Source organism: Stenotrophomonas rhizophila (assembly GCF_001704155.1).
GTDB lineage: Bacteria > Pseudomonadota > Gammaproteobacteria > Xanthomonadales > Xanthomonadaceae > Stenotrophomonas > Stenotrophomonas rhizophila_A.
Map to the genome: position 1 here is coordinate 3462158 of NZ_CP016294.1, position 24807 is coordinate 3486964.

The following is a 24807-nucleotide window of genomic DNA, read 5'->3' on the forward strand; positions in this document are numbered from 1 at the left end:
TCCCTCGTCTTACCGGAAGCCATCCATGTCCGATCCCCGTCCCAGCGGCCGCCAGGCCGAGCAGTTGCGCGAAGTGCGCATCGAACGCGCCTTCACCCGCCATGCCGAAGGCTCGGTGCTGGTCAGCTTCGGTGAAACCCGCGTGCTGTGCACCGCCAGCGTGGAAAACCGCGTACCGGGCTTCCTGCGCGGCAAGGGCGAAGGCTGGGTCACGGCCGAATACGGCATGCTGCCGCGCTCCACCCACACCCGCAACGACCGCGAAGCGGCGCGCGGCAAGCAGGGCGGCCGCACCCTGGAAATCCAGCGCCTGATCGGCCGCACCCTGCGCGCCTGCATTGATCGGAGCGCACTGGGCGAACGCACCATCACCCTCGACTGCGACGTGCTGCAGGCCGATGGCGGCACCCGCACCGCCGCCATCACCGGTGCCTACGTGGCGCTGGTGGATGCGGTGAACTTCCTGATCAAGCGCGGCGACATCAAGCGCAACCCGATCTTCGGCGCCGTGGCCGCGGTGTCGGTCGGCATCTACCGCGGCACCCCGGTGCTGGACCTGGACTACGCCGAAGACAGCGACTGCGACACCGACATGAACGTGGTGATGAACGACGGCGGCGGCTTCATCGAGCTGCAGGGCACCGCCGAAGGCCACGCGTTCCGCCGCGATGAGCTGGACGCGCTGCTGGCGCTGGCCGAAAAGGGCATCACCGACCTGTTCGCGGCCCAGCAGGCCGCACTGGCGCAGCCGTGAGCCGGCGCCTCGCCCTGGTCACCCTGGTGGTGGCCGATTACGACGAGGCGATCGCCTGGTACACGGGCAAGCTCGGCTTCCATCTGATCGATGACATCGACCAGGGCAGCAAGCGCTGGGTGGTGGTCGGTCCTACCGACGGCAGCGCGGCGGCGCTGCTGCTGGCACGCGCCAGCAATGAAGAGCAGCAGAGCCGCGTCGGCAACCAGACCGGTGGCCGGGTCGGTTTCTTCCTCAACACCGACGATTTTTACCGCGACCATGCCGCGATGACCGCGCGCGGCGTGGAATTCCTCGAAGCCCCGCGCGAGGAGCCCTACGCCACGGTTGCGGTGTTCCGCGACCTGTACGGCAACACGTGGGACCTGCTGGAGCCCAAGCAATGAAACTGGTACTGGCCAGCGGCAACGCCGGCAAGCTGAAGGAACTGCAGGCCATGCTGGCCGGCCTGCCGCTGGAAATCGTGGCGCAGGGCGCGCTGGGCGTGAGCGATGTGCCGGAAACCGGCCTGACCTTCGTCGAGAACGCATTGATCAAGGCCCGCCATGCCTGCGCCAGCACCGGCCTGCCGGCGCTGGCCGACGATTCGGGCCTGATCGTGGATGCGCTGGACGGCGCGCCCGGTCTGTACAGCGCGCGTTATGCCGGCAGCCCGACCGATGACGCGGCCAACAACGCCAAGCTGCTGGACGCCATGCGCGATGTACCGGCCGAGCGCCGCACCGCGCGCTTCTACGCGGTGATCGTGCTGCTGCGCCACGCCAACGACCCGCAGCCGCTGATCTGCGAAGGCAGCTGGGAAGGCGAGATCCTGGACGAACTGCGCGGCAGCCACGGCTTCGGCTACAACCCGCTGTTCCTGGACACGGTGCTGGGCCAGACCGCCGCGGAAATGGCACCGGATGTAAAGAACGCGATGAGCCACCGCGGCAAGGCGCTGCAGGTGTTGAAGCAGAAGCTGTCGGCGTTGATCTGAATCGATTGTTGATGATTTCCCGAGGGCCGGCCAACGGCCGGCGCTACCGATGAGCACGATGTCCGACACCGATTGCCACCACCTTCCGGGCGAAAGCTGCGACCACGACCACGCGGTCTCGCTGGTACCGCCGCCGCTGTCGCTGTACGTGCACCTGCCGTGGTGCGTGCGCAAGTGCCCGTATTGCGATTTCAACTCGCACCAGGCCAAGGGCGAACTGCCGTTCGAGTCCTACATCGACGCGCTGATCCGCGACCTCGACCAGGACCTGCCGCTGGTCTGGGGTCGGGTGGTGAACAGCGTGTTCTTCGGCGGCGGCACGCCCAGCCTGTTCCCGCCGGAGGCGATCGACCGCTTCCTGCAGGCAGCTTCGGCACGGCTGCGCTTCGCCCCGAACCTGGAGGTGACCCTGGAAACCAACCCGGGCACGGCCGAGCACGGGCGCTTCGACCGCTACCGCGCGGCCGGGGTGAACCGGATCAGCTTCGGCATCCAGACCTTCAACGATGGGGCGCTGCAGCGGCTGGGCCGCATCCATGACAGCGGTGAAGCCGAGCGCGCGGTGAAGCTGGCCCAGGATGCCGGCTACGACAACTTCAACATCGACCTGATGTACGCGCTGCCGCAGCAGACCCTGGCCCAGGCCGAGCACGACCTGGAACGTGCGTTCGCGCTGCAGCCCACCCACCTGTCGCACTACCAGCTCACCCTGGAGCCGAACACCGTGTTCTTCGCACGGCCGCCGCAGGGCATTCCCGACGATGATTCGGCCTGGGACATGCAGGAACACTGCCAGCGCCTGCTGGCCGAGGCCGGCTATGCGCAGTACGAAGTGAGCGCCTACGCGCGCCCCGGGCGGCAGAGCCAGCACAACCTGAACTACTGGCGCTTCGGCGATTACCTGGGCATCGGTGCCGGCGCCCACGGCAAGATCAGCTCCGGCGCCGGGCAGCACGTGCTGCGCCGCTGGAAGCACAAGCACCCGCAGACGTTCATGGACACTGCCGGCACGGCCGCGTCGATCGGCGGCGACGAGGTGATCGGCGCCGACCGCCTGCCGTTCGAGTACATGCTCAACCTGCTGCGCCTGCACGAGGGCTTCCGGTTCAAGGACTTCGAGTCGCGCACCGGGTTGGACCGGGCGAGCATCGCCGCGCCGCTGCAGACCGCCCTCGCCAGGGGATGGATGACGGTGCAGGGCGACCAGGTGCAGCCGACCGAGCTGGGCCGGCGTTTCACCAACGACGTGGTGGAGTTGTTCCTGGGCTGAGGTTGTCGGGAGATCCCTTCTGGCGGGGACCCCGGGAAAACGTTAGATTCTGTGCTCTCAGGGGAGCCGGAACCTACAACGGATGTCTGCGTCCGCACCTTCATCGTCATCCGATCCGATCCGGTTCGCCGGGGTCGATGCACCGCCGCGCGTGCGCCGCCTGCTGGCGGCGCTGCACGCGCTGGCCGTGCAGACCCTGAGCACCCCGCTCAAGCTGACCATCGTGGAGCTGGAGCGCGAGCTGTTCCGCGATGCCGAACGCGCCCGCAACAGCCAGATCCAGGCCGACATCTACGCCCAGGCCCGGCGCCTGCACGACGTCAACGCGCAGTTTGCGCCGCGCTTCCTGGACGCCCTGGCCACGGCCCTGGCCAACCTGCGCGAACCGCGGGTGCGGCACGTGCCGGCCCCCAGCGCGCCGGTGGCGGCCACCACGCTGACCCTGGTCACCGACACTGATATCGACCGCGACATCGTGCTGGCCGACATCACCCGGCGCGAGGCGCAGCGCTCGGCCAGTGCGCTGCAGCTGCTCGGGCAGCGCTTCGGCGTGCTCGCTGCCGGCCCCGCGTTCGACGCCGAGGACCTGCCGTTCGGGCCCTACGTGCTGTGCCGGATCACCCGTGAGCTGGGCGAGGAATTCGCGCTGGGCCTGGAAACCCAGCTGGCGCTGTTCCGCGTGTTCGACCGCCAGCTGCTGGAACGCCTGGGCGAGCTGCTGGAACGCGCCAACGTGCTGCTGACCCATGAGGGCGTGCTGCCAGGGCTGGTCTACACCCCGTATCTGGCGCGCTCGGCCACCACGCGGCGGATCGTCACCGGCCCCGAGCGCGGCGCCGGCACCGCGCCGGCGCGCGAACCCGGCGGGGCGGGCGGACGCCCGCTCACCGGCTGGAGCGGCTCGGCCGCCAGCGGCAACTGGGCGGCGATGACCAGCGAGGTGATCGGCCAGATGGCGCCGCCGGCGCCGGCCGTGGCCGCTGCAGCGCCCGCGGATGTCGCCCCGGTGGACATGAACGCCCCGGCGTTGTCCGCCCTGCACCACCTGCTGGACGCCGCCCGGCATACCCAGGGCCCGGCGGGTCTCGGCCATGGCATTCCAGTAACGCCGGGCCAGCCCGGTACCGCCGCCGGCCCTGACACCGGTGGCGTGGAGGGAGCACAAGCCGCAACCGGGGCGTCGCCCCATCCGGAGGCCGCGGGGGCAGGTGATCGGCCGGAACCGGTCGCGATCTCGAGCGGCAACCTCCACGCCACATTGGCCAAGCTGCAGGCGCAGTCGGCCGGCGTGCGCCGCACCATGGCCGACCTGCACAACGCCCTGCTCGCCCAGATGCGCGCCGACCACGGCCCGCAGGCCGCGCTGACGGTCAAGGACACCGACACCTTCGACCTGCTGGACATGCTGTACGGGCAGATCCACCGCGAGGTCCGCCCCGACGCGGCCGCCGTGGACCTGCTCACCCGCCTGCAGGTGCCGGTGGCGCGCGCGGCACTGTCCGACCCGGCCTTCTTCGTGCGCGACCAGCACCCGGCCCGCGAGCTGCTCAACGCGGTGGCCGAAGCCGGCGCCAATTGGCTGGGCGAGGAGGATGTCGACCCGCAGCTGGTGCAGAAGCTGGACCGCGCCGTCGACAAGGTGGTCACCGACTACGAGGGTGATTCGGCGGTCTTCGAAGCGGCCAACGACGAGATCCAGCAGCACTTCCGGGCCCTGGCGCACAAGGCCGAGCTGGCCGAGCGCCGCCACGTGGAAGCGGCGCGCGGCAAGGAACGGCTGGAATCGGCCAAGCAGCAGGCCGGCGCCAGCATCGAACAGCTGTGCGCGCAGACCGCGCCGCCGCGGTTCGTGCAGTCGCTGCTGAAGCAGGCCTGGTCGGACGTGCTGACCCTGACCCTGCTGCGCAGCGGCGAAGGCTCCGAGCAATGGCAGGCGCGCGAGCAGGAAACCGCACGCATCGCCGAGGTCACCTGCCAACCACCCGGCAGCGCCGGGAGTGATACCCAGCTCGGCGAGCAGGTCGAAGCGGCACTGCTGCAGGTCGGCTACCACCAGGACGAAGCGGCGGCGATCGCGCGACGGCTGTCCACCCCGGGCGGTGAAGACGACAGCAGCTCACGCACCGAACTGACCGCGCGCATCCGTGCGCGCACCCGGCTGGGGGAGCAGGCCGAAGGCACCGAAGCCCGGCGCGAGGCGCCGCTGGCGCGCAGCCCTGCCGAGGAAGACTGTTACCGCCAGCTGCGCACGCTGCCGTTCGGCACCTGGTTCGAATTCACCACCAACCAGCAGGGCGACATGCGCCGCCAGCGGCTGTCCTGGTACAGCCTGATCACCGACAACGCGCTGTTCGTCAATCCGCGCGGGCAGAAGGTGGCCGAGCATTCGCTGGACAGCCTGGCCCGGCTGATGGTGCACGGGCAGGCGCGCCTGGTCAGCGAGGGCAAGAGCCGCCTGATCGACCGCGCCTGGCAGGCCACGCTGCGCACCCTGCGCTCGCTGGCCGGCACCCCGGCCACTGCAGAGACTGACGAATGAACGACGACACCCGCCGCGCGCCCCGCCGCCAGGTGGCCGAGCAGGTGCCGGTGACCGACACGATGGCCGAGGCGGTGATCGGCCGGCTGGGCAATGTGTCCGAAACCGGCATGCTGATGATCTGTTCGGTGCCATTGACGCCGGACGGCAACTACCAGTTCCGCTTCGCCATCCAGGGGCCGAACGGCCAACCGGTGCAGGTGGACGTGGGGGCGCACCTGCTGTGGATCGAACAGAGCAATGCGCCGGGCCAGTCCTGGGCGGGCTTCCGCTTCCTCACGCTGAGCCGCGAGCACCGCGACCAGCTGCGCGCCTGGATCGCCGAGGAATCTTCGGCGGTGTGAGTGCCGGTTCCGGCACAGCGCGCACGGGCTGATTGCGGCAGAATCAGGGGCTGCATTCCGCACTGCCCTGTGAGCTTCCGCGATGAACCAGCCCGACCTCGCCGCCCTGTATTCCCATCATGTCCGCGTGCTGTGCCAACGCGCCGACGAGGCGCTGGCGCGCGGCGGCTTCGACCACCTGGTGATTCCCAGCGGCACGCTGCACTACCAGGCCTTCGATGACCGCGATTACCCGTACGCGGTGAACCCGAACTTCAAGGCCTGGCTGCCGCTGACCAAGGTGCCCAACAGCTGGGTGGTGTACACCCCGGGCCAGCGCCCGAAGGTGATCTTCCACCAGCCGTTCGATTACTGGCACGTGGTGCCCGATGCGCCGAACGGCTGGTGGGTGGACCATTTCGACATCGAGATCATCCGCACGCCGGACCAGGCGCTGGCGCTGCTGCCACGCGATGCGGCGCGCTGCGCGATCCTGGGCGAGCCGCAGAGCGCGCTGGGCGCGTTCACCCCGAACAACCCCGAGCCGGTGATCCACTATCTGGACTGGCACCGGGCGTACAAGACGGCGTATGAAATCGCGCTGATGCGCCAGGCCCAGCAGCTGGGCGTGCGCGGCCACCGCGCGGCCGAGGCGGCGTTCCGCGCCGGTGCCAGCGAGTTCGAGATTCACATGGCTTACTGCCGCGCGGTCGGTCAGGATGCGAACGAACTGCCCTACGGCAACATCATCGGACTGAACGAACATGCTGCGGTGCTTCATTACACCGACCTGGGCCGCAGCGCGCCGCAGCCGCTGCGCAGCTTCCTGATCGACGCCGGCGCCAGCGCGTACGGCTACGCCAGCGATATCACGCGCACGTATGCGGCCGCTGGCCACGACGAGTTTCAGGCGATGATCGATGCGGTCGATGCCGCCCAGCAGAAAATGGGTGCCGGCGTGCGGGCGGGCGTGGATTACAAGCAGCTGCACATCGATGCGCATCTGTCGCTGATGGGCATCCTGAAGGACTTCGGGGTGCTGAAGGTCTCGCCGGAAGCGGCCCTGGCCACCGGCGTCAGCGCGGCCTTCTTCCCGCACGGCCTGGGCCACCTGATCGGCCTGCAGGTCCACGACGTGGCCGGCTTCGCGGCAAGCGACCGCGGCGGCCGCGTCGAGCGCCCGGAAGGCCACCCGTACCTGCGCCTGACCCGCGCATTGGAACCGGGCATGGTGGTCACCATCGAACCGGGCGTGTACTTCATCGACATGCTGCTGGACGAGGTGAAGCAGCGCGGCCACGGCGACAGCATTGACTGGGCTCGCGTGGACTTCTTCCGGCCTTACGGTGGCATCCGCATTGAAGACGAAGTGCTGTGCACCGACGGCGATGCGGACAACCTGACCCGGCCGGAGTTTGCCAAGGCGTAACGTTGATCGACGCTTGCCCATGCAGCCGGGCTGTTGCCCGGCTGCTTCATGCATTTTGGCGAACAGCCGGTGCGCATCGCGTGGCCTGAGCTGGGCCGGCGGGTGCGGGTTTGCGGGACACGCCGTGAACCCATCCATGGGGGCTTGTAGAAAACATCCATGTTTTCTACAGTCCCGCAAACCCGCCCCCGCCGACCCTCGACGGTGTGTTGGGGACCACGGGAAGATCAACGGCAGTGCCGATCGTTTTCATGCGTCAACGGACGAGGTGGTGTTCCGTGCCGTCGTTTGGGAACCGACGCTACCGCCCCCAGCTCCATTCGGCTTACCCGCCGCATAACCGGCCTCAACCCCATTCGCGCACCCGCCGCGTAGGGACACGCCATGCGTGGCTGCTTTTTGCATCCGCACGCGATCAACCATCAGGGGAGGCCGGCGGGCAGCCCCTGTAGGGACTGTCAAAAACATGGATGTTTTTGCCAAGCCCCCATGGGTGAAGGCGCACTGCTTGCGAGGCACTGCCTCGCGTGCGACTGAACGCACAGCCGCTGGCGGCTGGGCCGGGGCCCGGAGGGCGGTTTACGGCGTGTCCCGTAAGGGGCTGCCCGTCGGCCTCCCCGGCACGTAGCAACCGAAACGCTGCTCTAAGCGCAAACCCTGCAGTCAGCGACTAGAAGCCATCTCCGCTTCAATCTCATCAGCACTTCGCGCCAACCCAGCTGTCAGCACGTGATGCCCGCTGTCGGTGATCACTACGTCATCCTCGGTGCGAATGCCGATGCCGCGCCAGCGCGCTTCCACGCTGCGGTCGTCGGCGCTGATGTACAGGCCCGGCTCGATGGTGAACACCATGCCCGGTTCCAGCAGCCGCGAATCGCCCGCGAGGCGGTAGTCGCCCACGTCGTGCACGTCCAGGCCCAGCCAGTGCCCGGTCTTGTGCCGGTAGAAACGCTGGTAATGGCCGTCGGCGATGTTTTCTTCCAGCGTGCCGGTGAGCAGGCCCAGCCGCAGCAGGCCTTCGGTGAGCGTCTGTACCGCCGCCAGGTGGCCCGCCTCGTAGGGCACGCCCGGCTTGGCCTGCGCGAGTGCTGCCGCCTGCGCCGCACCGACCAGATCGTGCAGCGCGCGCTGTTCGGCCGTGAAGCGACCATTTACGGGGAACGTTCGCGTGATGTCGCTGGCGTAGCCGCGGTACTCGGCGCCCGCATCGATCAGCACCAGCTCGCCATCGCGACTGCGCGCGTTGTTGGCGCGGTAATGCAGGATGCAACCGTTGGCGCCGGTACCCACGATGCTGCCGTAGGCCGCCCACGCATCGTTGGCGCGGAACTCGCGCTCCAGGTCCGCCTGCAGCTCGTACTCGTGGATGCCCGGCCGCGCCGCGCGCATCGCCACCCGGTGCGCCTGCACCGTGATATCGGCCGCGCGCTGCATCAGGGCGATTTCCGCGCTCGACTTGAACAACCGCTGCTCGTGCAACAGGTGGCCCAGCTCCAGGAATTCATGCGGCGGCTGCGCGCCATGCCGCACCTGCGAACGCACCCGGTTGACCCAGCCGATCAGCTTCAGGTCGAACTCGGCGTCGCGCCCGAAGTGGTAGTACACCCGCGAGCGCCCTTCCAGCAGGCCCGGCAGGATGTCGTCCAGATCGTCGATCGGGTACGCATCGTCCATGCCGTACTGCGCCACCGCGCCTTCCTGACCGGCGCGTGCGCCGTCCCAGGCTTCGCGGTCGGCGTCGCGCTCGCGGCAGAACAGGATCACTTCGCCGTGGCGGCGGCCAGGAATCAGCACCAGCACCGCATCCGGCTCCGGGAAGCCGCTCAGGTACCAGAAGTCCGAATCCTGCCGGAACGGATAGTGCGTATCCAGGCTGCGCACCCGCTCCGACGCGGCCGGCAGCACCAGGATGGCATCATCGCCCGCCATTTCCATCAGCGCCTGGCGGCGCCCCGCGTATTCGGCCGCGGTGATGCCGGTCAACTCGCGGATATCCATCTCAGTTCAGGCGCTGCCGGTGGCGCACGGCCATCACGCAGTCACCGTGCAGGATCAGCACCGCCACGCGGATGAATTCTTCGATTTCGGCGAGCGCGTCCTCGTCGTCATCGTTGCCGCTTTCAAAATCCTCGCTCGAGGCCTGGGCCAGCTTGGCCAGGTCGTTGAGCGCCTCTTCGCCTTCTTCGGACAGGGTGGGACGCTGCTGGCCCGCACCCAGGCCGAAGCCGCCCAGGAACGCACGCGCCCAGGTGAACAGCGCATCGGCCTGCGCGGCGGTGTCATCGCTGTCGCTGAGCAGCAGCTCGAAGGCGAAATCCCGGTCCTCCAGCTGCGCCACGCTGGCGCCCAGCAGCCGGTCCAGCGCATCGCCTGCGGTCGGGGTCGGCAGGTTGTCGTCGGCCAGCACACGGGCCGGCCATTCGGGCACCGGCGCGCCGCCGGCCGCCAGCCAGCCGCACAGGCCTCCGTGGAGCTCCGCGGCAGTAGCGCCCAGGCCGGCCGCCTGGCTGGCCTGGTTTACGTCGTTGACACTCGGAAGTTCGGTCATCTTGGGGCTCGATCTGATGGGTCGGCGGCGCCGCCGGCAACCCTGGGTTGGCAGCGCCACAGTGTATCAATCCGCCCCTTGTCATTATTAGCTTGACCGCCTCCACCCGGCTTGCCTATCGTGCCGGACATGGAACCCGCCGATGCCATCGCCCAATTGCAGGCCTTTGCCGCCCGGGTGGAGGCGTTGCTGGACCGCAACCAGCGCCTGGCCGAGGAAAACCGCAGCCTGCGCCACCAGCAGGAACAGCTGGTCAACGAGCGCTCGCAGCTGCTGGCCAAGAACGAGCAGGCGCGCTCGCGGGTGGAAGCGATGATCACCCGGCTCAAAAGCCTGGAGCAGCACACATGAGCCAGACCGAACCGGTCAGTGTCCGCATCCTGGACCGCGAATACACCGTGGGCGTGGGCGCCGAAGAGCGCGAAAGCCTCACCGCCGCCGCGCGCCTGCTGGACGCCAAGATGCGCGAGATCCGCGGCAGCAACCGCATGGCCGCCGTGGACCGCGTCGCGGTGCTGGCCGCGCTGAACCTGGCGCATGAACTGCAGCAGCTGCGCGACGACCATGCGCGCCAAGGGGTCGCCCTGCAGCAGACGCTGGCCGATCTGAACAGGCGGCTGGACCGGGCCCTCGACGCGGGCTGAACTGCACGCGTTTTTCATTGTTCTGAATTGGCACGTAATTGGACCGACGAACGGGGTATCCGATCCGGTCCGGTTGGCTATAATGGCCATGCGTTCTCTGCTGTGAACGACGGCGTGTGCAAACATTCGCCTTGTCCCTTAATTACGACCACGGGTGCGCGACGTCGCCGGGAGTGCAGGTCCGCCTTGTAGCGGGAAGCCCAATGGAGGCCCAGCGTACCCACTTGAACCCCGGGTTCAAGGTCGTTTCGCACGCATCGTCACCGCGGAGAATGCAGTATTCCTGCAAGAGCGACGTTCCACTGGAACGTCGCTCTTGTTTTATCCGGCCCCAACGGACCCAGGCATGACCGACCCGCGCTCCGCACTGCGCCAGCAGCTGCGCCAACGCCGCCGAGACATTCCCGCCGCGCAGCGGCTGGCCGCTGCCGAACTGCTTGCCGATGCCCTGCTTGCATTGCCCTTCGCGCCCACCCACGGCTTCGTGGCAGGGTACTGGGCACTGGATGGCGAAATCGCGCTGCACCGCTGGCAGATGCGCCTGCCCGACACCGCCGTCTACTGCCTGCCCGTGCTGGCCGGCGACACGCTGCGCTTCGCGCCGTGGCGCCCGGGCCAGCCGCTGACCAGCAACCGCTTCGGCATTCCAGAACCCGACATCGCCGCAGGCGACACCCTCGCGCCGGACCAGATGACGCTGGTGGTAGCTCCGCTGGTGGGCTTCGACGCGCAGTGCCGGCGGCTGGGCATGGGAGGCGGCTGGTATGATCGCAGCTTCGCATTCCGCAACCAGCGCCCGGCCCCGCCGTGGCTGGCCGGCGTCGGTTTTTCGGTCCAGCAGGTCGATGAGCTGCCCGTGCAGCCGTGGGACGTCGGCGTGGATGCGATCTGTACCGACACCACCACGTACCTTCCCCGATAGAACGACGCATGACCGCACGCAAGCGCTACTGGCTGATGAAGTCCGAACCGGACGCCTTTTCCATCGATGACCTCAAGCGCGTGGGCCAGGAACCCTGGAACGGCGTGCGCAACTACCAGGCGCGCAACTTCATGCGCGATGGCATGAAGGTCGGCGACGGCATCCTGTTCTACCACTCCAACACCAAGGTGCCGGGCATCGTGGGAATCGCCACGGTCGCCACCGAGGCGTATCCGGACGACACCCAGTTCGATCCGAAATCGGACTATTACGATCCCAAGGCCACCCGCGAAACGCCACGCTGGCTGCTGGTGGACGTGGCCTTCGAGCGCAAGCTGCGCGACACCATTTCGCTGGACGAGATCAAGCTGCATGCCGACGCGCTGGGCGAAGGGTTTCCCCTGATCGCGCGCGGCAACCGCCTGTCGATCCTGCCGGTGACCGCCGCGCAGTGGAAGCTGCTGCTGTCGCTCGAAAAACACTGACCTTTTCCTTCACGAGTTTCCCGCCATGTCCGAAGCCAAACGCCTCGCCGCAGAAAAAGCCCTCGAATACGTCGAAGACGGCATGATCGTCGGGGTCGGCACCGGCTCCACCGTTGCCTACTTCATCGACGGCCTGGCCCGCATCCAGCACCGCATCAAGGGCACCGTGTCCAGCTCCGAGCAGAGCACCGCGCGCCTGAAGCAGCACGGCATCGAGGTGCTGGAACTCAACCACACCGGCGGCCTGTCGCTGTACGTGGACGGCGCCGACGAGTGCGACGGCAACAAGTGCCTGATCAAGGGCGGTGGCGCCGCGCTGACCCGCGAAAAGATCATCGCCGAGGCCAGCGAGCGCTTCGTGTGCATCATCGACCCGAGCAAGCAGGTGCCGGTGCTGGGCAGATTCCCGCTGCCGGTGGAAGTGATCCCGATGGCGCGCAGCCTGATCGCCCGCCGCATCATGGACATGACCGGCGGCCAGCCCGCCTGGCGCGAAGGCGTGGTGACCGACAATGGCAACCAGATCCTGGACATCCACCACCTGCAGATCACCGACCCGGTGGGGCTGGAGCGCGAGCTGAACCAGCTGCCGGGCGTGGTTGCCGTGGGCCTGTTCGCGCGCCGCCCGGCCGATGTGGTGATTGTTGGCGGTGAACCGCCGATGGTGTTCTGATATCCACCGTCGGCACGCCCGTGCCGGCTCTTCTGCGAGGACCGCCCATGCCCTTCATGCGCCTGCTGCTGCCGCTGCTGTTGCTGCTCACGTTGTCCGGCTGTGCCAGCGCCGGTGCCAGCCATTGGGTGGAACTGGGCGGGGCCCGCTACCAGGTGGAACTGGCCACCAACGATGAAAGCCGCACGCGCGGCCTGATGTTCCGCGACGAGATGCCGGCCGACCACGGCATGCTGTTCGTGCACGACCGCCAGGAGCTGCAGGCGTACTGGATGAAGAACACCAAGATCGCGCTGGACATCCTGTATTTCGATGATCAGCGCCGCCTGGTGAGCCAGCAGCGCGATGTGCCGCCGTGTTCGGCCGGCGACCGCTGCCCGCCCTATCCCAGCAGCGGCCCGGCCCGTTACGTGCTGGAACTCAACGCCGGCCAGGCCGAGAAGCTGGGCCTGCAGGATGGCGCGGTGCTGACCTTCGGCCCGGGTATCGCCGACAAGCCCTGAACCGGGCTGGCGGGCACGCCCCGCCAGTCCCGGAGTTTTCACGCGATCCCGCTTGAATCGGGCCGCGTTTGTCGCCAGTCTGTGTCCATGCAGGCGCCAATGACATTGCCGGCGTGGGACTCCCTGGCCGAACTGGACGACGAGGCGCTGCCGCTGTTGCCCACGGCGCTGCTGATCGCCCGCGACGAATACCCCGACCTGGACCCGCAGGTCTATGACGCGCTGGTGCAGAGCCACGCCGACCACCTGCGCACCGAGGTGGACACGATCGAGCATTGGCCGCTCAAGATCGCGGCGGTCAATCGCCACCTGTTCGATGAACTCGGCTATGGCGGCGACCATGGCGAGTATTACGACCCCCGTAACAGCTACCTCAACCAGGTGTTCGAACGCCGGCTGGGCAACCCGATCTCCCTGGCCATGGTGCAGATGGAAGTGGCCCGGCGGCTGGGCATTCCGCTGGACGGCGTGTCCTTCCCCGGCCATTTCCTGGTGCGGCTGCCGGTGGACGACGGCATGCTGGTGATGGACCCGTTCAACGGCGGGCGGCCGCTCGACGTGGAGGAGCTGCGCGAACGCGCGCGCTCGCACCTGGGCGGCGAAGTACCCGATGACAGCGTGCTGGCGCAGATCCTGGATGCGGCCCCGGCGCGGGCGATCCTGATGCGGATGCTGCGCAACCTGCACGGCGTATATGTGGAGCGCAGCGAGTGGGACCGCGCCGCGCGCAGTGCCGACCGCCTGCTGAAGCTCGCCCCGGAACAGGACGATGCCCTGCGTGACCGCGGCCTGGCCTACCTGCAGCTGGATTACCAGGCCGGCGCGCGCCAGGACCTGGCGCTGTACCTGCAGCGCAACGGCCAGGCCAATGATGCGCAGTGGGTGCGCGAGAAGCTGGTGGAGATGGGGGGGCGCGTACCGCGCCTGCATTGAACATGGGACGCCCGCCGGGTAGAGCCGACTGACAGTCGGCTCTACCCGCTAACGCTACCGGTCAATCGATCTCGACCATTTCGAAATCGTCCTTGGTCACGCCGCAATCGGGGCACGTCCAGGTATCGGGCACGTCTTCCCAGGCGGTACCCGGGGCGATGCCCTCTTCGGGCAGGCCATCGACTTCCCTGTAGATGAAGCCGCAGACAACGCACATCCAGGTGCGGAAGGTGGTGGCGGTGGCGTCGGTCATCGGATAATCAGGCGTTGGGCAGTACGGTCATAGGCCATTGTCCCACTCCCACCGTTCTACCGGTAGCCATCGATGACGCTCCCTGCTTCCCCGCCCGCGCCCGCGCGCGGCGTGTACCTGATCACCCCCGACGAGGCCGATACCGCCCGTCTGCTGGCCCGCGTGGCCCCGCTGCTGGCCGCCGGCCCGACCTGGCTGCAGTACCGCAACAAGACCGCCAGCGACGCGCTGCGCCGCGAGCAGGCGCTTGCCCTGCAGGACCTGTGCGCCGCGCACGGCGTGCCGCTGATCATCAACGACGACCCGGCCCTGGCCCTGGAGGTCGGCGCGGCCGGCGTGCACCTGGGCGGCACCGATGGCGACATCGGCGCCGCGCGCGCCCTGCTCGGCCCGGCCGCCATCATCGGCGCCTCCTGCTATGACCAGCTGGCCAACGCCGAACGGGCGCTGGCCGCCGGGGCCAGCTACGTGGCCTTTGGCGCCTTCTTCCCGACCACCACCAAGGTCACCAGCAGCCGCGCCCACCCGGACCTGCTGCGGCAAAGCGCCGCACTCGGGGTGCCGCGGGTGGCGATCGGGGGGCTGACGCCGGACAATGTGGGCCCGATCATCGCCGCCGGCGCCGATCTGGTGGCCGTGGTCAGCAGCGTCTTCGCCGCCAACGACCCGGTGGCCACCCTGCACGCCTACCTTGCTTGTTTCCAGGACCCTTCCGCATGAAGCACGACCAGTCCCACGCCCTGTTCACCCGCGCCCAGGAACTGCTTCCGGGCGGCGTCAATTCGCCGGTGCGCGCGTTCAAGTCGGTGGGCGGCGAGCCGTTCTTCGTCGAGCGCGCCGACGGCCCGTACCTGTACGACGTCGACGGCAACCGTTACATCGACTACGTGGGCTCGTGGGGCCCGATGATCGTCGGCCACAACCACAGCGCGGTGCGCCAGGCGGTCAAGCACGCGATCAACAACGGCCTGTCGTTCGGCGCGCCGTGCGCGGCCGAAGTGACCATGGCTGAAGCGCTGACCCGGCTGGTGCCGTCGTGCGAGATGGTGCGCATGGTCAATTCGGGTACCGAAGCCACCCTGTCGGCGATCCGGCTGGCGCGCGGCGCTACCGGCCGCAGCCGCATCGTGAAGTTCGAAGGCTGCTACCACGGCCACGGCGACTCGTTCCTGGTCAAGGCCGGCAGCGGCATGCTGACCCTGGGCGTGCCGACCTCGCCGGGCGTGCCGGCCGGCCTGAGCGAACTCACCCTGACCCTGCCCTACAACGATTTCGAGGCGGCCACCGCGCTGTTCGCCGAGCAGGGCGCGGACATCGCCGGCCTTATCATCGAACCGGTGGTGGGCAACGCCAACTGCATTCCGCCGCGCGACGGCTACCTGCAGCACCTGCGCGCGCTGTGCACGCAGTACGGCACGGTGCTGATCTTCGATGAAGTGATGACCGGCTTCCGCGTGGCGCTGGGCGGCGCGCAGGCGCACTACGGCATTACCCCGGACCTGACCACCTTCGGCAAGATCATCGGCGGCGGCATGCCGGTAGGTGCCTACGGCGGCCGCCGCGAGCTGATGTCTCAGATCGCCCCGGCCGGCCCGATCTACCAGGCCGGCACGCTGAGCGGCAACCCGGTGGCCATGGCCGCGGGCCTGGCGATGCTGGAACTGGTGCAGGAACCGGGCTTCCACGACCGCCTGTCGGCGGCCAGCGCGCGCCTGTGCGCCGGGCTGGAAGCTGCGGCGGCGGAAGCGGGCGTCGCGGTCACCACCAACCAGGTGGGCGCGATGTTCGGGCTGTTCTTCACCGACCAGAAGGTGGAAACCTACGCCCAGGCCACGGCCTGCGATACCGCCGCGTTCAACCGCTTCTTCCACGCGATGCTCGAGCGCGGAGTGTTCCTGGCGCCGTCGGCGTATGAGGCCGGCTTCCTGTCCAGCGCGCACGATGACAGCATCATCGACGCAACGATTGAAGCCGCGCGCGAGGCGTTCAAGGTCGCCAAGGGCTGAGCAGCCCGGAGGTTTGTGTTCGGCATCAGCCGAACACAAACCTGCCTTTCATCATCGCAAAATGCCCGGGGAACGAGCAGAAGAACGTGTAGTCCCCGCCTTTGCGCAATGCTGCGGTAGGGAAGGTCACGCTGGTGCTCTGCCCGCCGCCGATCACCGCCGTATGTGCCAGCACACGCGGATCTTTCTTCGGCAGGTAGCTGTCGGCCAGCGTCATCCGCATGCCGGCCATCGCCACGGGCTGGTAGTCCGCCGCCTTGGTCAGCACCCAGTTGTGCCCCATCGCCGTGGCCGCCAGCTTGCCGGTGTGGCGCAGGGTCAGCTTCACCTGGCTGCAGTCGCCGGCCACCTTGATCTCCTTGCTGCTGAAGCTCATCTGGTCGGTGCTGTCGATGCTGACCGCACACACGCGTGCCTGTGCGACGGGCGCCAGCGCCAACCCTGCCAGGATCATGGGGACAAACAGGTTCACGGCGTTCTCCATCCTTCAGTCACTGCAATTCTAGGCAGCTCCACCAAGGTCGTGGTGCGACGGGATGTCGCAGCGAACCCCGACAGTGCGGTAACGTCGGCTGTCGCTTCGCACATGAGTGGAACATGCCGGTTGCCCTGGACTGCCTGCTGCTGGATTTTGATGGCGTGCTGGTCAACTACGCGCGGCACCTGCGTGTGCGCCACCTGGCCGAGTCCTGCGGATGCACGCCCGCACAGGTGCACGCGGCACTGTTCGACAGCGGACTGGAACAGCAGTTCGATCTGGGGCTGGACAGCACGCGCTACCTGCAGCAACTGGGCGATGCACTCGGCGTGACCATCAGCCTCGCCCAATGGCAGGACGCGCGCATCGCCGCCTCACCGCCGCAGACCGGCGTGGTCGAGCGCGTGCAGCGCATCGCGCAGGCGATGCCGATCGCCATCCTCACCAACAACGGCGCACTGATGGCGCAGACCATTCCACGCATCCTGCCTACGCTGGCGCCGATGCTGGAAGGGCGCATCCTGTGCAGTGGCGAACTGGGCGGGCGCAAACCCGACCCGGCGGTGTTCCTGAAAGCGGTGGAACGGCTCGACGCACGTCCCGCCCGCACCCTGTTCGTCGACGACCTGTTCGTCAATGTGCGCGGCGCGCGCCTGGCCGGGCTGCCAGCCGACACCGCGCGCGACAGCCGCAGTTTCGGCAAGCTCATGCACCGTTTCGGCATCAATGCCTGATGCAGGGCAGCCGACGTGTAGAGCCGACTGTTAGTCGGCTGCTCTTAGTCGGCTACCATCAGTCAGCGGCCCCTCCTCAACGCGACGCGACGAACGACTGCACCGCAGCCCGCAGCCGCTTCAAACCTTCGGCAATCTCTTCATCGCTGATGTTCAACGCCGGCACGAACCGCAGCACATCCGGCCCGGCCTGAAGCGTCAGCAGCCCATGCTCGGCAGCATGATCCAGGATCGCCCCGGCCTGCCCGGCGAAATCCTTGTCCAGCACCGCGCCCAGCATCAGGCCGCGGCCGCGCACCTGGCTGAACACCTTGAACTCGTCATTGATGTTCCCCAGCCCATCGCGCAGCGCCTGCGACTGGCGGCTCACGTTGCGTGCGATCTCCGGCGACGACAATTTACGCAGCGCCACGCGCGCCACCGCCGCCGCCAGCGGGTTGCCGCCGAAGGTGGTGCCGTGCGCGCCGAACTGCATGGTCTCGGCCACCTTGGGGCCGGCCAGCATCGCGCCGATCGGGAAGCCGCCACCCAGTGCCTTGGCCAGGGTCACGATGTCCGGCTTGATCTCGTCCTGCCAGTGCGCGAACAGCGTGCCGGTGCGGCCCATGCCGACCTGGATCTCATCGAGCACCATCAGCGCGTTATGCTGGTCGCACAGCTCGCGGATGCGCTTCATGAAGCCCGGCTTGGCCGGCATCACCCCGCCCTCGCCCTGGATCGGCTCCAGCATCACCGCAGCGACGTCGCCGGCGGCCATCGCCGTTTCCAGCTGCACTTCATCGTTGAAGTCCACATAGCGGAAGCCCCCGGGCAGCGGCTCGTAGCCTTCCTGGTACTTCGGCTGCGCGGTGGCGGTCACCGCGGCCAGGGTGCGGCCATGGAAGCTGCCACGGAAGGTCACGATGACGCGCTGGTGGGCCGGACGGCCCTGCGAGGAGGCCCACTTGCGCACCAGCTTGATCGCCACTTCGTTGGCTTCGGCGCCGGAATTGCACAGGAACACGCGCTCGGCGAAGCGCGAGGCGGTGACCAGCTCCTCGGCCAGGCGCAGCGGCGGTTCGCTGTAGAACACGTTGCTGGTGTGCCACAGCTTGCCAGCCTGCTCGATCAGCGCCGCCTTCAGGTCCGGATCGTTGTGGCCCAGGCCGCACACGGCGATGCCGGCGGCCAGGTCGATGAACTCACGGCCCTGGTTGTCCCAGACGCGGGCGCCCTGGCCGCGTTCGAGCACCACCTGGCGCGGCTTGTACACCGGCAGGTAGTAATGCGACAGGGACAGGAGCGGATCGGGGGCAGCAGCGGTCATGGCGGTCAGGGGTCCGAGGGGTCCGGGAAGGGGGTCCATTCTCCCCCTCCACCGGCTGGGGCACAATGCGGCCCATGCACCCCCTGCGCGCCCCCCAGCTGAACCCCGCCACCGACTCCGGCTGGCGCCGGACCTGGTTCGACATCATCTACCGCCACGACACCCGGCCGTCGCGCAATTTCGACCTGCTGCTGGTCTACGCCATCATCGCCAGCGTGCTGGTGGTGATGTTCGACAGCGTGCAGCGTTTCCATATCGAACATGCCAGCTGGCTGTACGTGGTCGAGTGGGGGTTCACGATCCTGTTCACCGCCGAATACCTGCTGCGGCTGGTGGTGGTGAAGCGGCCGCTGCGGTATGCCTTCAGCATCTGGGGCATCATCGACCTGGCCTCGATCCTGCCCACCTACCTGTCGCTGTTCATTCCCGGTGCGCAGAGCCTGCTGGTGGTGCGTGCGCTGCGCATCCTGCGCGTGTTCCGCATCCTCAAGCTGACCCGCTACATCGAAGAAAGCGGCGTGCTGATGGAATCGCTGTGGCGCAGCCGGCGCAAGATCCTGTTGTTCCTGTTCACAGTGATCACCATCACGATCATCGCCGGCACCCTGATGTACGTGATCGAGGGGCCGAACCATGGCTTCACCAGCATTCCCAGCGCGATGTACTGGGCAGTGGTGACGATGGCCACGGTGGGCTTTGGCGACATCGTGCCGCAGACGGTACTGGGCCGCTTCGTGACCTCGGTGCTGATCCTGATCGGCTACAGCATCATCGCCGTGCCTACCGGCATCTACACCGCGGAGCTGGCCAATACCATGCGCGATGCCGAACGCGCGTCCAAGCGCGATGCGCGCGGGTGCCCGGCGTGCGGGCTGGAAGGGCATGAGCCGGATGCGAAGCATTGCCGCCAGTGTGGGGAGCGCCTGCCGGAGCCGATGAACACCTAGGCGCACTCGCGTTGCGCGGCAAGGTATCGAGGATCGAATCGCGAAAGCAACCGCTGCTGGATGAACGTAGCCTCTAGCTTGTCCACCACCATACGAAGTCGTCGCGCATGATCACTCCCACTTCTTCACCTACCAGCACGACACGTGCAGAGCTCCGTTCGTCGGCGGCGGCCCCATCTGCCGATTCCAGCATCACTCCCGACACACTCAGCAACGTGTCTGTAACCTGCGCGCTACCGCACCACGCGGCATCAACGCAGGCGTCGTTGTCGTATTCAGCCCACTTGACTGAGCACGATCGTCAACGATTGCAGGATTGCCTGAAAACAATGGCAAACGTCACCAAGCTTGAAGCTAACATGTCCGCCGTTCGCGACTCCATCGCCGAGGTTATGACCAATCGCGACAAGAGTTTCACCGAGACGCTATAACCAGCGCCTCTCAGTCCAGGAACAGATCGGGCATCAGCGGGCGCGTCGGATCTACGGCATAGCCGGTCAAGTCCGTGATACCGGCTTCGGCCAGTACCTCGTCATCCAGCAGGAACTGGCCGCTGAAACCTGCCGCCTCGCGGGTCAGGACCGCGTGCGCGGCATCGGCCAGGATCTCCGGTGTGCGGCAGCCGCCCACGTCCACGCCGGGAATCATGTTGATTGCGTCGGTCGCGATCACCGTGCGCGGCCACAGCGCGTTGACGGCCACGCCCTGCGGGCCGAACTCTGCCGCCAGGCCCAGGGTCACGAAGCTCATGCCCATCTTGGCCAGCGTGTAGCCGGTATGCGGGGCCCACCACTTCGGGTCCAGGCTCGGCGGCGGCGCCAGGGTGAGGATGTGCGGGTTGGGCGCCTGCAGCAGGTGCGGCAGGCAGGCCTGCGCGCACAGGAAGCTGCCGCGCGAATTGACCTGCTGCATCAGGTCGAACCGCTTCATCGGCGTATCCAGCGTGCCGCGCAGCCAGATCGCACTGGCGTTGTTGACCAGGATGTCGATGCCACCAAAGGTATCCACGGTGGCCGCCACCGCTGCGCGCACCTGGTCTTCTTCGCGGATGTCGCATTTCAGTGCCAGGCCCTGCCCGCCCGCAGCGGTGACCGCTTCGGCGGCGCTATGAATGGTGCCCGGCAGTTTCGGGTTGGGCACGGCGGACTTCGCCGCAATCGCCACGTTGGCGCCATCGCGTGCGGCGCGCAGGGCAATCGCCAGGCCGATACCGCGCGAGGCGCCGGTGATGAATAGGGTTTTCCCTTGCAGACTGGCCACGTCGATCAACTCCTGCGAATTCACGATCGGCCAAGTATGCCGCGCCCACGCGCAATTAACCGCCCCTTGACGATAGTTACTGCCCCGGTTACTGCTGCGAGGTATTCACCATGCGCCGTTCCCGCTGTCTGTTCATTGCCCTCGGCGTGGTCCTGGTCGCCACCGCCTGCCAACGCGAGCCCAGCGCCGCCGCGCCCGATGCAGCACCTGCTGGCACCGCCAACACCCCCACCGCTCAATCACCCGCCAACGGCACTCTGCGCTGGAGCAACGCGGTGGTCTGGAGTGGCGACCTCAATGTCTGCCGCCAGGGCGAGTCCGCAGCCACCCGCGAGTGCTTGATGAAGGCCATGCTGGCCGGTGGTGCGAGTGACGATGCCGTCACCGCCGCCGAGCAGCTGAGCAGCGCCGGCGAGCTGGCCCATGTGGTCGCCTGGCATGACCAGGACGGCGTCGGCGTAGCAACGGTGAACTACCCGTTCCGCGCCAATACCAACGAGGGCACCCGGCTGATCGATGCCAGCGGCAAGCGCATTGACGTGGACAACGTGCAGCTGGACGACACGCTGCGCGCCGACCCGGCCGTACAGGCGCTGCTGGCCGCCGATCCGCAGGCGACACCGTTCGCCCCGGCACAGGCGGCGGGCACCGCCCCGCTGGACGGCGGCGGCGTTCGCCTGCTGTACCGCACGCCACTGCGCGAGTGCCACGCCTGCCCCGACCTGGGAAGCGTGCAGATGGGCTATGACTTCGATGCCGAGCGTAATTTCATCGCGCAGCAGCTGGTGCCCGTGGCACCGTAAGCATGTCGGTGCATCAGAGTCCGTAGAGGGAATCGAAGAATTCCCTCCACAGCCGTGCAACCCGTTGCCGTGCCCCGCGACCCAGCGCGGCAACAACGGTTGCGACCGCTGCGCATGCCAAGAGAACACCACACACCATCAGCCCCATCCAGCCGGGCATGGCGTAATACGCCCAGATGCCGAGCGCGAGCGCTGCCAGTGCGAGGGCTATGTGGACCGTCTTGTGCATGGTTAATTTCCTTATCCCAGGATGCCTGCGCCGCTCCATGTCCGGTACCTGCCACGCCAGGTCACGGCTTCGGCCCCTGCCCTTCGTTGTCTTCCCAGTGCAGGATCTTCCGGGTCACGAACCGGTACACCGGCTTGCCGGTGCGGAACCACAGGTCGCGCACCCACGAGTGGCGCTTGAGCACGCGCTTTTCCACCGGAGTGAGTGACTCGCGGCAGTACATGCGCTTGTGCTTGAGCAGGTGGCGCAGGTCTTCGCGGGCCAGCAGGCGCATCCAGCGCGAGCGCGGGTTGCCGATCACGGCCAGCTGGAAGTCGATCAGCGCCGGGCTGCCGTCTTCGCGCACCAGCCAGTTCGCTTCCTTGGCCAGGTCGTTGTGGGCGATGCCGTGGCGGTGCACCCGCTGCAGCAACCGGCGCGCGGCGCGGAAGTAGGCCACGTCGCCAAGCGGCGGGCGCTGGTACATCGCGTCGCCGGCCATGAAGCTGCGGTCTAGCCAGCGGCCGTTCCAGGCCAGCAGCGCCGGGGTGTCCGGCATGCCATCCAGATGCGCCAGCGCGCGGGCTTCACGCCGGGCCAGCCACCAGGCCGGCAGCCGCAGCCACCACGGGGTGGCGAGCAGGTCGCGGCGGACGAAGCGCGTGCCGCCCTCCTCCATCAGCAGGATGCGGCCAAAACTGTCGGCCTTGAGGGCGTGTGCGGCAGGCGGGAGCGGGCGATTCATGCCGGCCATTCTAGCTGGCCGGGAGTCAGTCACTTTGGCCCCTCTATAATCCCCCGATGGACTCGTCATGGATCGATGCCACGCTTGCGTGGATCTCAGCTCACCCCGTGCTTGCCGGTGCGGTCATCTTCCTCATCGCCTTCTGCGATGCCGTCATCGTGCTTGGCGCCATCGTGCCTGCGCTGCCGCTGCTGTTCGCGGTGGGCGTGTTCATCGGCCTGGGCCAGATCTCCGGACCGTACGCCGTGGCGTGCGCGGCGCTGGGTGCGTTCGCCGGCGATGGCATCAGCTACTGGATCGGCCGGCGCTGGGGTGACCGGCTGCGCGGCTTCTGGCCGTTCAGCCGCTACCCGCAGCTGCTTGACCGTGGCGAGACGATGTTCCGCCGCAATGCCTTCAAGAGCATCCTGGTGGCGCGCTATGTAGGCGCGATCCGTCCGTTCGTGCCGGCCATCGCCGGCATGATGAACATGCCGGCCATGCGCTACGTGCAGGCCAGCGGCATCGCCAGCATTTCCTGGGCGGTGCTGTTCCTGGCCCCGGGCTGGGTGCTGGGCGAGGCTTATGACGCAGTTGCTGCGGTGGCCGGGCGGCTGGTGATGGTGCTGGCGCTGGTCGGCGTGGTGATGGGCGTGGTCTGGGCGATCGTGCTGTACGGCTACCGCTGGTCGGCCGCGCGCATGGACAGCTGGCTGGCCGGCCTGCTGCGCTGGTCGCAGCGCCACCCCACCCTGGGTCGCTACTCGGTGTCGGTGTTCGACCCGCAGCGCCGTGAATCGGTACCGCTGGCGATGCTGGCATTGATGCTGCTGTTGCTGGGCTGGTGCTGGTTCGCCTTGCTGATGGCGGTGGTGGCCCACGGCGAGCCGCTCAGCCTGGACCTGGCCGTGCACCAGGCGATGCTGGCGCTGCGCAATCCGCTGGCCGACTACCCGATGGCGGCGCTGGCATCGCTGGGCGCCTGGCCGGTATTGCTGCCTGCCACGGCGGTCACGATGGGCTATCTGATCTGGCGTCGGCGTTGGATGGCGGCCGCGCATTGGCTGGCCGCGCTGGCCTTCGGGCTGGCGCTGACCAAGCTGCTGGGCGCCACGGTGACCGTGGTGCGCCCGCCGGGGGCGAGCAGCGGCTTCGGGTTCCCGTCGGTGTCGGTGACCATGGCCACCATCACCTTTGGCTTCTTTGCGGTACTGATCGCGCGCGAGCTGCCCGGCCGCACCCGTGTGTGGCCGTACCTGCTGTCGGGCATCATCGTCAGCCTGATCGGCTTCTCGCGGCTGTACCTGGGCGCGCACTGGCTGAGCGACGTGGTCGGCGGGATGCTGTTCGGCATCTTCTGGCTGCTGGTGCTGGGCATCGCCTACCGCCGCCGCTTCAACCGCTCGTTCTGGGTCAAGCCGGTGTCGTGGCTGTTCTACGGCACTTTCGCGGTGGCCGCGCTGTGGTATGCCCCGCGCAACACCGAGGCGAAGCTGGAGCGCTTCGAGCCGGCCCAGCCGGCGCCGGCCAATGTGGCCGCGCAGGACTGGTGGGGCAGCCAGTGGCGCACCCAGCCTTCGCGCCGCAATGAATTCGATGATGACCAGCGCTGGCCGCTGGACGTGCAGGTGGCCGGGCCGCTGGCGCCGCTGCGCGAGCGCCTGGAAAGCCAGGGCTGGCGCGTGCAGCCGCAGGCCGGTTGGGAACAGGCGCTGCTGATGCTGGACAAATCGGCCACCCCGGACGAAGTGCCGGTGCTGCCGGCCACGCTGGATACGCAGGTCGAATCGCTGCTGCTGCTGCGCCCGGGCAATGCGCCCAACGAGATCTTCGCGCTGCGCCTGTGGCCGGCCGCTACCCAGCTGCAGCCGGGCGACCAGCCGCTTTGGCTGGGCAGCGCGCAGACGCTGCACTACCAGCACTTCCACCTGATCGGGATGTGGCGGCCGATGCGCGGCATCGATCCGTCGCTGAAGGCGGTGCGCGAGGCGCTGGAAGGGTTGCCGCAGGAGGTCGGAACGCATCCTGAAACCGGCATGCCGGTGTTGCGGGTGCGGACGTATTGAGGGCGATCACGACCAACGGTCGT

Annotated in this window: 29 protein-coding genes and 1 other RNA gene; 22 read left to right on the forward strand and 8 right to left on the reverse strand. The window is 67.9% G+C overall.

Annotated features, from left to right (window positions below):
- Positions 1 to 25 precede the first annotated feature (25 nt).
- The 7 genes from rph (at position 26) to pepQ (ending at position 7291) form a co-directional block, all read left to right on the forward strand.
- Complete coding sequence (rph, locus tag BAY15_RS15415) at positions 26 to 754, forward strand: ribonuclease PH (RefSeq protein WP_068853887.1); 729 nt, start codon at positions 26 to 28, stop codon at positions 752 to 754.
- A complete protein-coding gene (locus tag BAY15_RS15420) occupies positions 751 to 1140 on the forward strand; it encodes a VOC family protein (RefSeq protein ID WP_068853888.1) in 390 nt (129 codons plus the stop codon). Before rph ends, BAY15_RS15420 begins: the two co-directional genes overlap by 4 nt.
- Entirely contained in the window at positions 1137 to 1730 is a 594-nt protein-coding gene (rdgB, locus tag BAY15_RS15425) for an RdgB/HAM1 family non-canonical purine NTP pyrophosphatase (RefSeq protein WP_068853889.1), read from the forward strand. The genes BAY15_RS15420 and rdgB overlap by 4 nt, the downstream gene beginning before the upstream one ends.
- Before the next feature lie 58 nt (positions 1731 to 1788).
- Complete coding sequence (hemW, locus tag BAY15_RS15430; protein WP_237334369.1) at positions 1789 to 3000, forward strand: radical SAM family heme chaperone HemW; 1212 nt, start codon at positions 1789 to 1791, stop codon at positions 2998 to 3000.
- A gap of 82 nt (positions 3001 to 3082) precedes the next feature.
- Positions 3083 to 5539, forward strand: coding sequence for a DUF1631 domain-containing protein (locus BAY15_RS15435; RefSeq protein WP_068853890.1), 2457 nt, complete (start codon positions 3083 to 3085; stop codon positions 5537 to 5539).
- Complete coding sequence (locus BAY15_RS15440; RefSeq protein ID WP_068853891.1) at positions 5536 to 5883, forward strand: PilZ domain-containing protein; 348 nt, start codon at positions 5536 to 5538, stop codon at positions 5881 to 5883. The genes BAY15_RS15435 and BAY15_RS15440 overlap by 4 nt, the downstream gene beginning before the upstream one ends.
- Positions 5884 to 5965: 82 nt before the next feature.
- Positions 5966 to 7291, forward strand: coding sequence for a Xaa-Pro dipeptidase (gene pepQ, locus BAY15_RS15445; RefSeq protein WP_068853892.1), 1326 nt, complete (start codon positions 5966 to 5968; stop codon positions 7289 to 7291).
- Positions 7292 to 7954: 663 nt separating this feature from the next.
- Here pepQ and BAY15_RS15450 read toward each other — a convergent pair.
- A complete protein-coding gene (locus BAY15_RS15450) occupies positions 7955 to 9283 on the reverse strand; it encodes an aminopeptidase P N-terminal domain-containing protein (RefSeq protein ID WP_068854766.1) in 1329 nt (442 codons plus the stop codon).
- 7 nt (positions 9284 to 9290) lie between these two features.
- On the reverse strand, positions 9291 to 9839 hold the full coding sequence (locus BAY15_RS15455) for a UPF0149 family protein (RefSeq protein ID WP_068853893.1): 549 nt from the start codon (positions 9837 to 9839) through the stop codon (positions 9291 to 9293).
- A gap of 129 nt (positions 9840 to 9968) precedes the next feature.
- Between BAY15_RS15455 and BAY15_RS15460 the strand changes: the two genes are divergently transcribed.
- From BAY15_RS15460 to BAY15_RS15495, 8 genes are all read left to right on the forward strand, one after another.
- Positions 9969 to 10190: a TIGR02449 family protein gene (locus BAY15_RS15460; protein ID WP_068853894.1), complete on the forward strand. Its 222-nt coding sequence runs from the start codon at positions 9969 to 9971 to the stop codon at positions 10188 to 10190.
- Positions 10187 to 10483 (forward strand): cell division protein ZapA, encoded by a 297-nt coding sequence (locus tag BAY15_RS15465; protein ID WP_068853895.1) that lies wholly within the window; start codon positions 10187 to 10189, stop codon positions 10481 to 10483. The genes BAY15_RS15460 and BAY15_RS15465 overlap by 4 nt, the downstream gene beginning before the upstream one ends.
- Positions 10484 to 10574: 91 nt before the next feature.
- A non-coding RNA gene (ssrS, locus tag BAY15_RS15470) (6S RNA) lies at positions 10575 to 10759 on the forward strand.
- A 70-nt stretch (positions 10760 to 10829) separates the two neighbouring features.
- Positions 10830 to 11405 (forward strand): 5-formyltetrahydrofolate cyclo-ligase, encoded by a 576-nt coding sequence (locus BAY15_RS15475; protein WP_068853896.1) that lies wholly within the window; start codon positions 10830 to 10832, stop codon positions 11403 to 11405.
- 8 nt (positions 11406 to 11413) lie between these two features.
- Positions 11414 to 11890 (forward strand): EVE domain-containing protein, encoded by a 477-nt coding sequence (locus tag BAY15_RS15480; protein WP_068853897.1) that lies wholly within the window; start codon positions 11414 to 11416, stop codon positions 11888 to 11890.
- A 25-nt stretch (positions 11891 to 11915) separates the two neighbouring features.
- Positions 11916 to 12563 carry a ribose-5-phosphate isomerase RpiA gene (gene rpiA, locus BAY15_RS15485; protein WP_068853898.1) on the forward strand — a complete coding sequence of 216 codons (648 nt, stop codon included), beginning with the start codon at positions 11916 to 11918 and terminating at the stop codon, positions 12561 to 12563.
- 47 nt (positions 12564 to 12610) lie between these two features.
- Positions 12611 to 13066 (forward strand): DUF192 domain-containing protein, encoded by a 456-nt coding sequence (locus BAY15_RS15490; protein ID WP_068853899.1) that lies wholly within the window; start codon positions 12611 to 12613, stop codon positions 13064 to 13066.
- Positions 13067 to 13153: 87 nt separating this feature from the next.
- A complete protein-coding gene (locus BAY15_RS15495; RefSeq protein WP_068853900.1) occupies positions 13154 to 13999 on the forward strand; it encodes a SirB1 family protein in 846 nt (281 codons plus the stop codon).
- Between the two features lie 61 nt (positions 14000 to 14060).
- Here the strand turns inward: BAY15_RS15495 and BAY15_RS15500 are convergent, their stop codons facing one another.
- Entirely contained in the window at positions 14061 to 14252 is a 192-nt protein-coding gene (locus BAY15_RS15500) for a rubredoxin (protein ID WP_068853901.1), read from the reverse strand.
- Positions 14253 to 14324: 72 nt separating this feature from the next.
- On the opposite strand from BAY15_RS15500, the gene thiE reads away from it, so the two are divergent.
- Together thiE and hemL are read left to right on the forward strand one after the other, a co-directional pair.
- Complete coding sequence (gene thiE / locus BAY15_RS15505; protein WP_068853902.1) at positions 14325 to 14972, forward strand: thiamine phosphate synthase; 648 nt, start codon at positions 14325 to 14327, stop codon at positions 14970 to 14972.
- Positions 14969 to 16258, forward strand: coding sequence for a glutamate-1-semialdehyde 2,1-aminomutase (gene hemL / locus BAY15_RS15510; RefSeq protein WP_068853903.1), 1290 nt, complete (start codon positions 14969 to 14971; stop codon positions 16256 to 16258). The genes thiE and hemL overlap by 4 nt, the downstream gene beginning before the upstream one ends.
- Before the next feature lie 25 nt (positions 16259 to 16283).
- On the opposite strand, the gene azu is transcribed toward hemL, so the two are convergent.
- Entirely contained in the window at positions 16284 to 16712 is a 429-nt protein-coding gene (gene azu, locus BAY15_RS15515) for an azurin (protein ID WP_093533832.1), read from the reverse strand.
- Between the two features lie 143 nt (positions 16713 to 16855).
- Here azu and BAY15_RS15520 point away from each other — a divergent pair, with 143 nt between their 5' ends.
- Entirely contained in the window at positions 16856 to 17470 is a 615-nt protein-coding gene (locus BAY15_RS15520) for an HAD-IA family hydrolase (RefSeq protein WP_068853905.1), read from the forward strand.
- Between the two features lie 76 nt (positions 17471 to 17546).
- Here the strand turns inward: BAY15_RS15520 and BAY15_RS15525 are convergent, their stop codons facing one another.
- Positions 17547 to 18776, reverse strand: a complete 1230-nt coding sequence (locus tag BAY15_RS15525; RefSeq protein ID WP_068853906.1) for an acetylornithine transaminase — start codon at positions 18774 to 18776, stop codon at positions 17547 to 17549.
- A 74-nt stretch (positions 18777 to 18850) separates the two neighbouring features.
- On the opposite strand from BAY15_RS15525, the gene BAY15_RS15530 reads away from it, so the two are divergent.
- Positions 18851 to 19723: an ion transporter gene (locus BAY15_RS15530; RefSeq protein WP_068853907.1), complete on the forward strand. Its 873-nt coding sequence runs from the start codon at positions 18851 to 18853 to the stop codon at positions 19721 to 19723.
- A 107-nt stretch (positions 19724 to 19830) separates the two neighbouring features.
- Positions 19831 to 20154, forward strand: coding sequence for a hypothetical protein (locus BAY15_RS19270; protein ID WP_157771766.1), 324 nt, complete (start codon positions 19831 to 19833; stop codon positions 20152 to 20154).
- Positions 20155 to 20164: 10 nt separating this feature from the next.
- Here the strand turns inward: BAY15_RS19270 and BAY15_RS15535 are convergent, their stop codons facing one another.
- Positions 20165 to 20983 (reverse strand): SDR family oxidoreductase, encoded by an 819-nt coding sequence (locus BAY15_RS15535; protein WP_068854767.1) that lies wholly within the window; start codon positions 20981 to 20983, stop codon positions 20165 to 20167.
- Between the two features lie 110 nt (positions 20984 to 21093).
- On the opposite strand from BAY15_RS15535, the gene BAY15_RS15540 reads away from it, so the two are divergent.
- Complete coding sequence (locus BAY15_RS15540; protein WP_068853908.1) at positions 21094 to 21786, forward strand: hypothetical protein; 693 nt, start codon at positions 21094 to 21096, stop codon at positions 21784 to 21786.
- 13 nt (positions 21787 to 21799) lie between these two features.
- Here BAY15_RS15540 and BAY15_RS15545 read toward each other — a convergent pair whose 3' ends face one another.
- Together BAY15_RS15545 and BAY15_RS15550 are read right to left on the reverse strand one after the other, a co-directional pair.
- Entirely contained in the window at positions 21800 to 22015 is a 216-nt protein-coding gene (locus tag BAY15_RS15545) for a hypothetical protein (RefSeq protein WP_068853909.1), read from the reverse strand.
- A 61-nt stretch (positions 22016 to 22076) separates the two neighbouring features.
- Positions 22077 to 22739: a phosphotransferase gene (locus tag BAY15_RS15550; RefSeq protein WP_068853910.1), complete on the reverse strand. Its 663-nt coding sequence runs from the start codon at positions 22737 to 22739 to the stop codon at positions 22077 to 22079.
- A 56-nt stretch (positions 22740 to 22795) separates the two neighbouring features.
- On the opposite strand from BAY15_RS15550, the gene BAY15_RS15555 reads away from it, so the two are divergent.
- Positions 22796 to 24784, forward strand: coding sequence for a bifunctional DedA family/phosphatase PAP2 family protein (locus BAY15_RS15555; RefSeq protein ID WP_068853911.1), 1989 nt, complete (start codon positions 22796 to 22798; stop codon positions 24782 to 24784).
- Positions 24785 to 24807 lie beyond the last annotated feature (23 nt).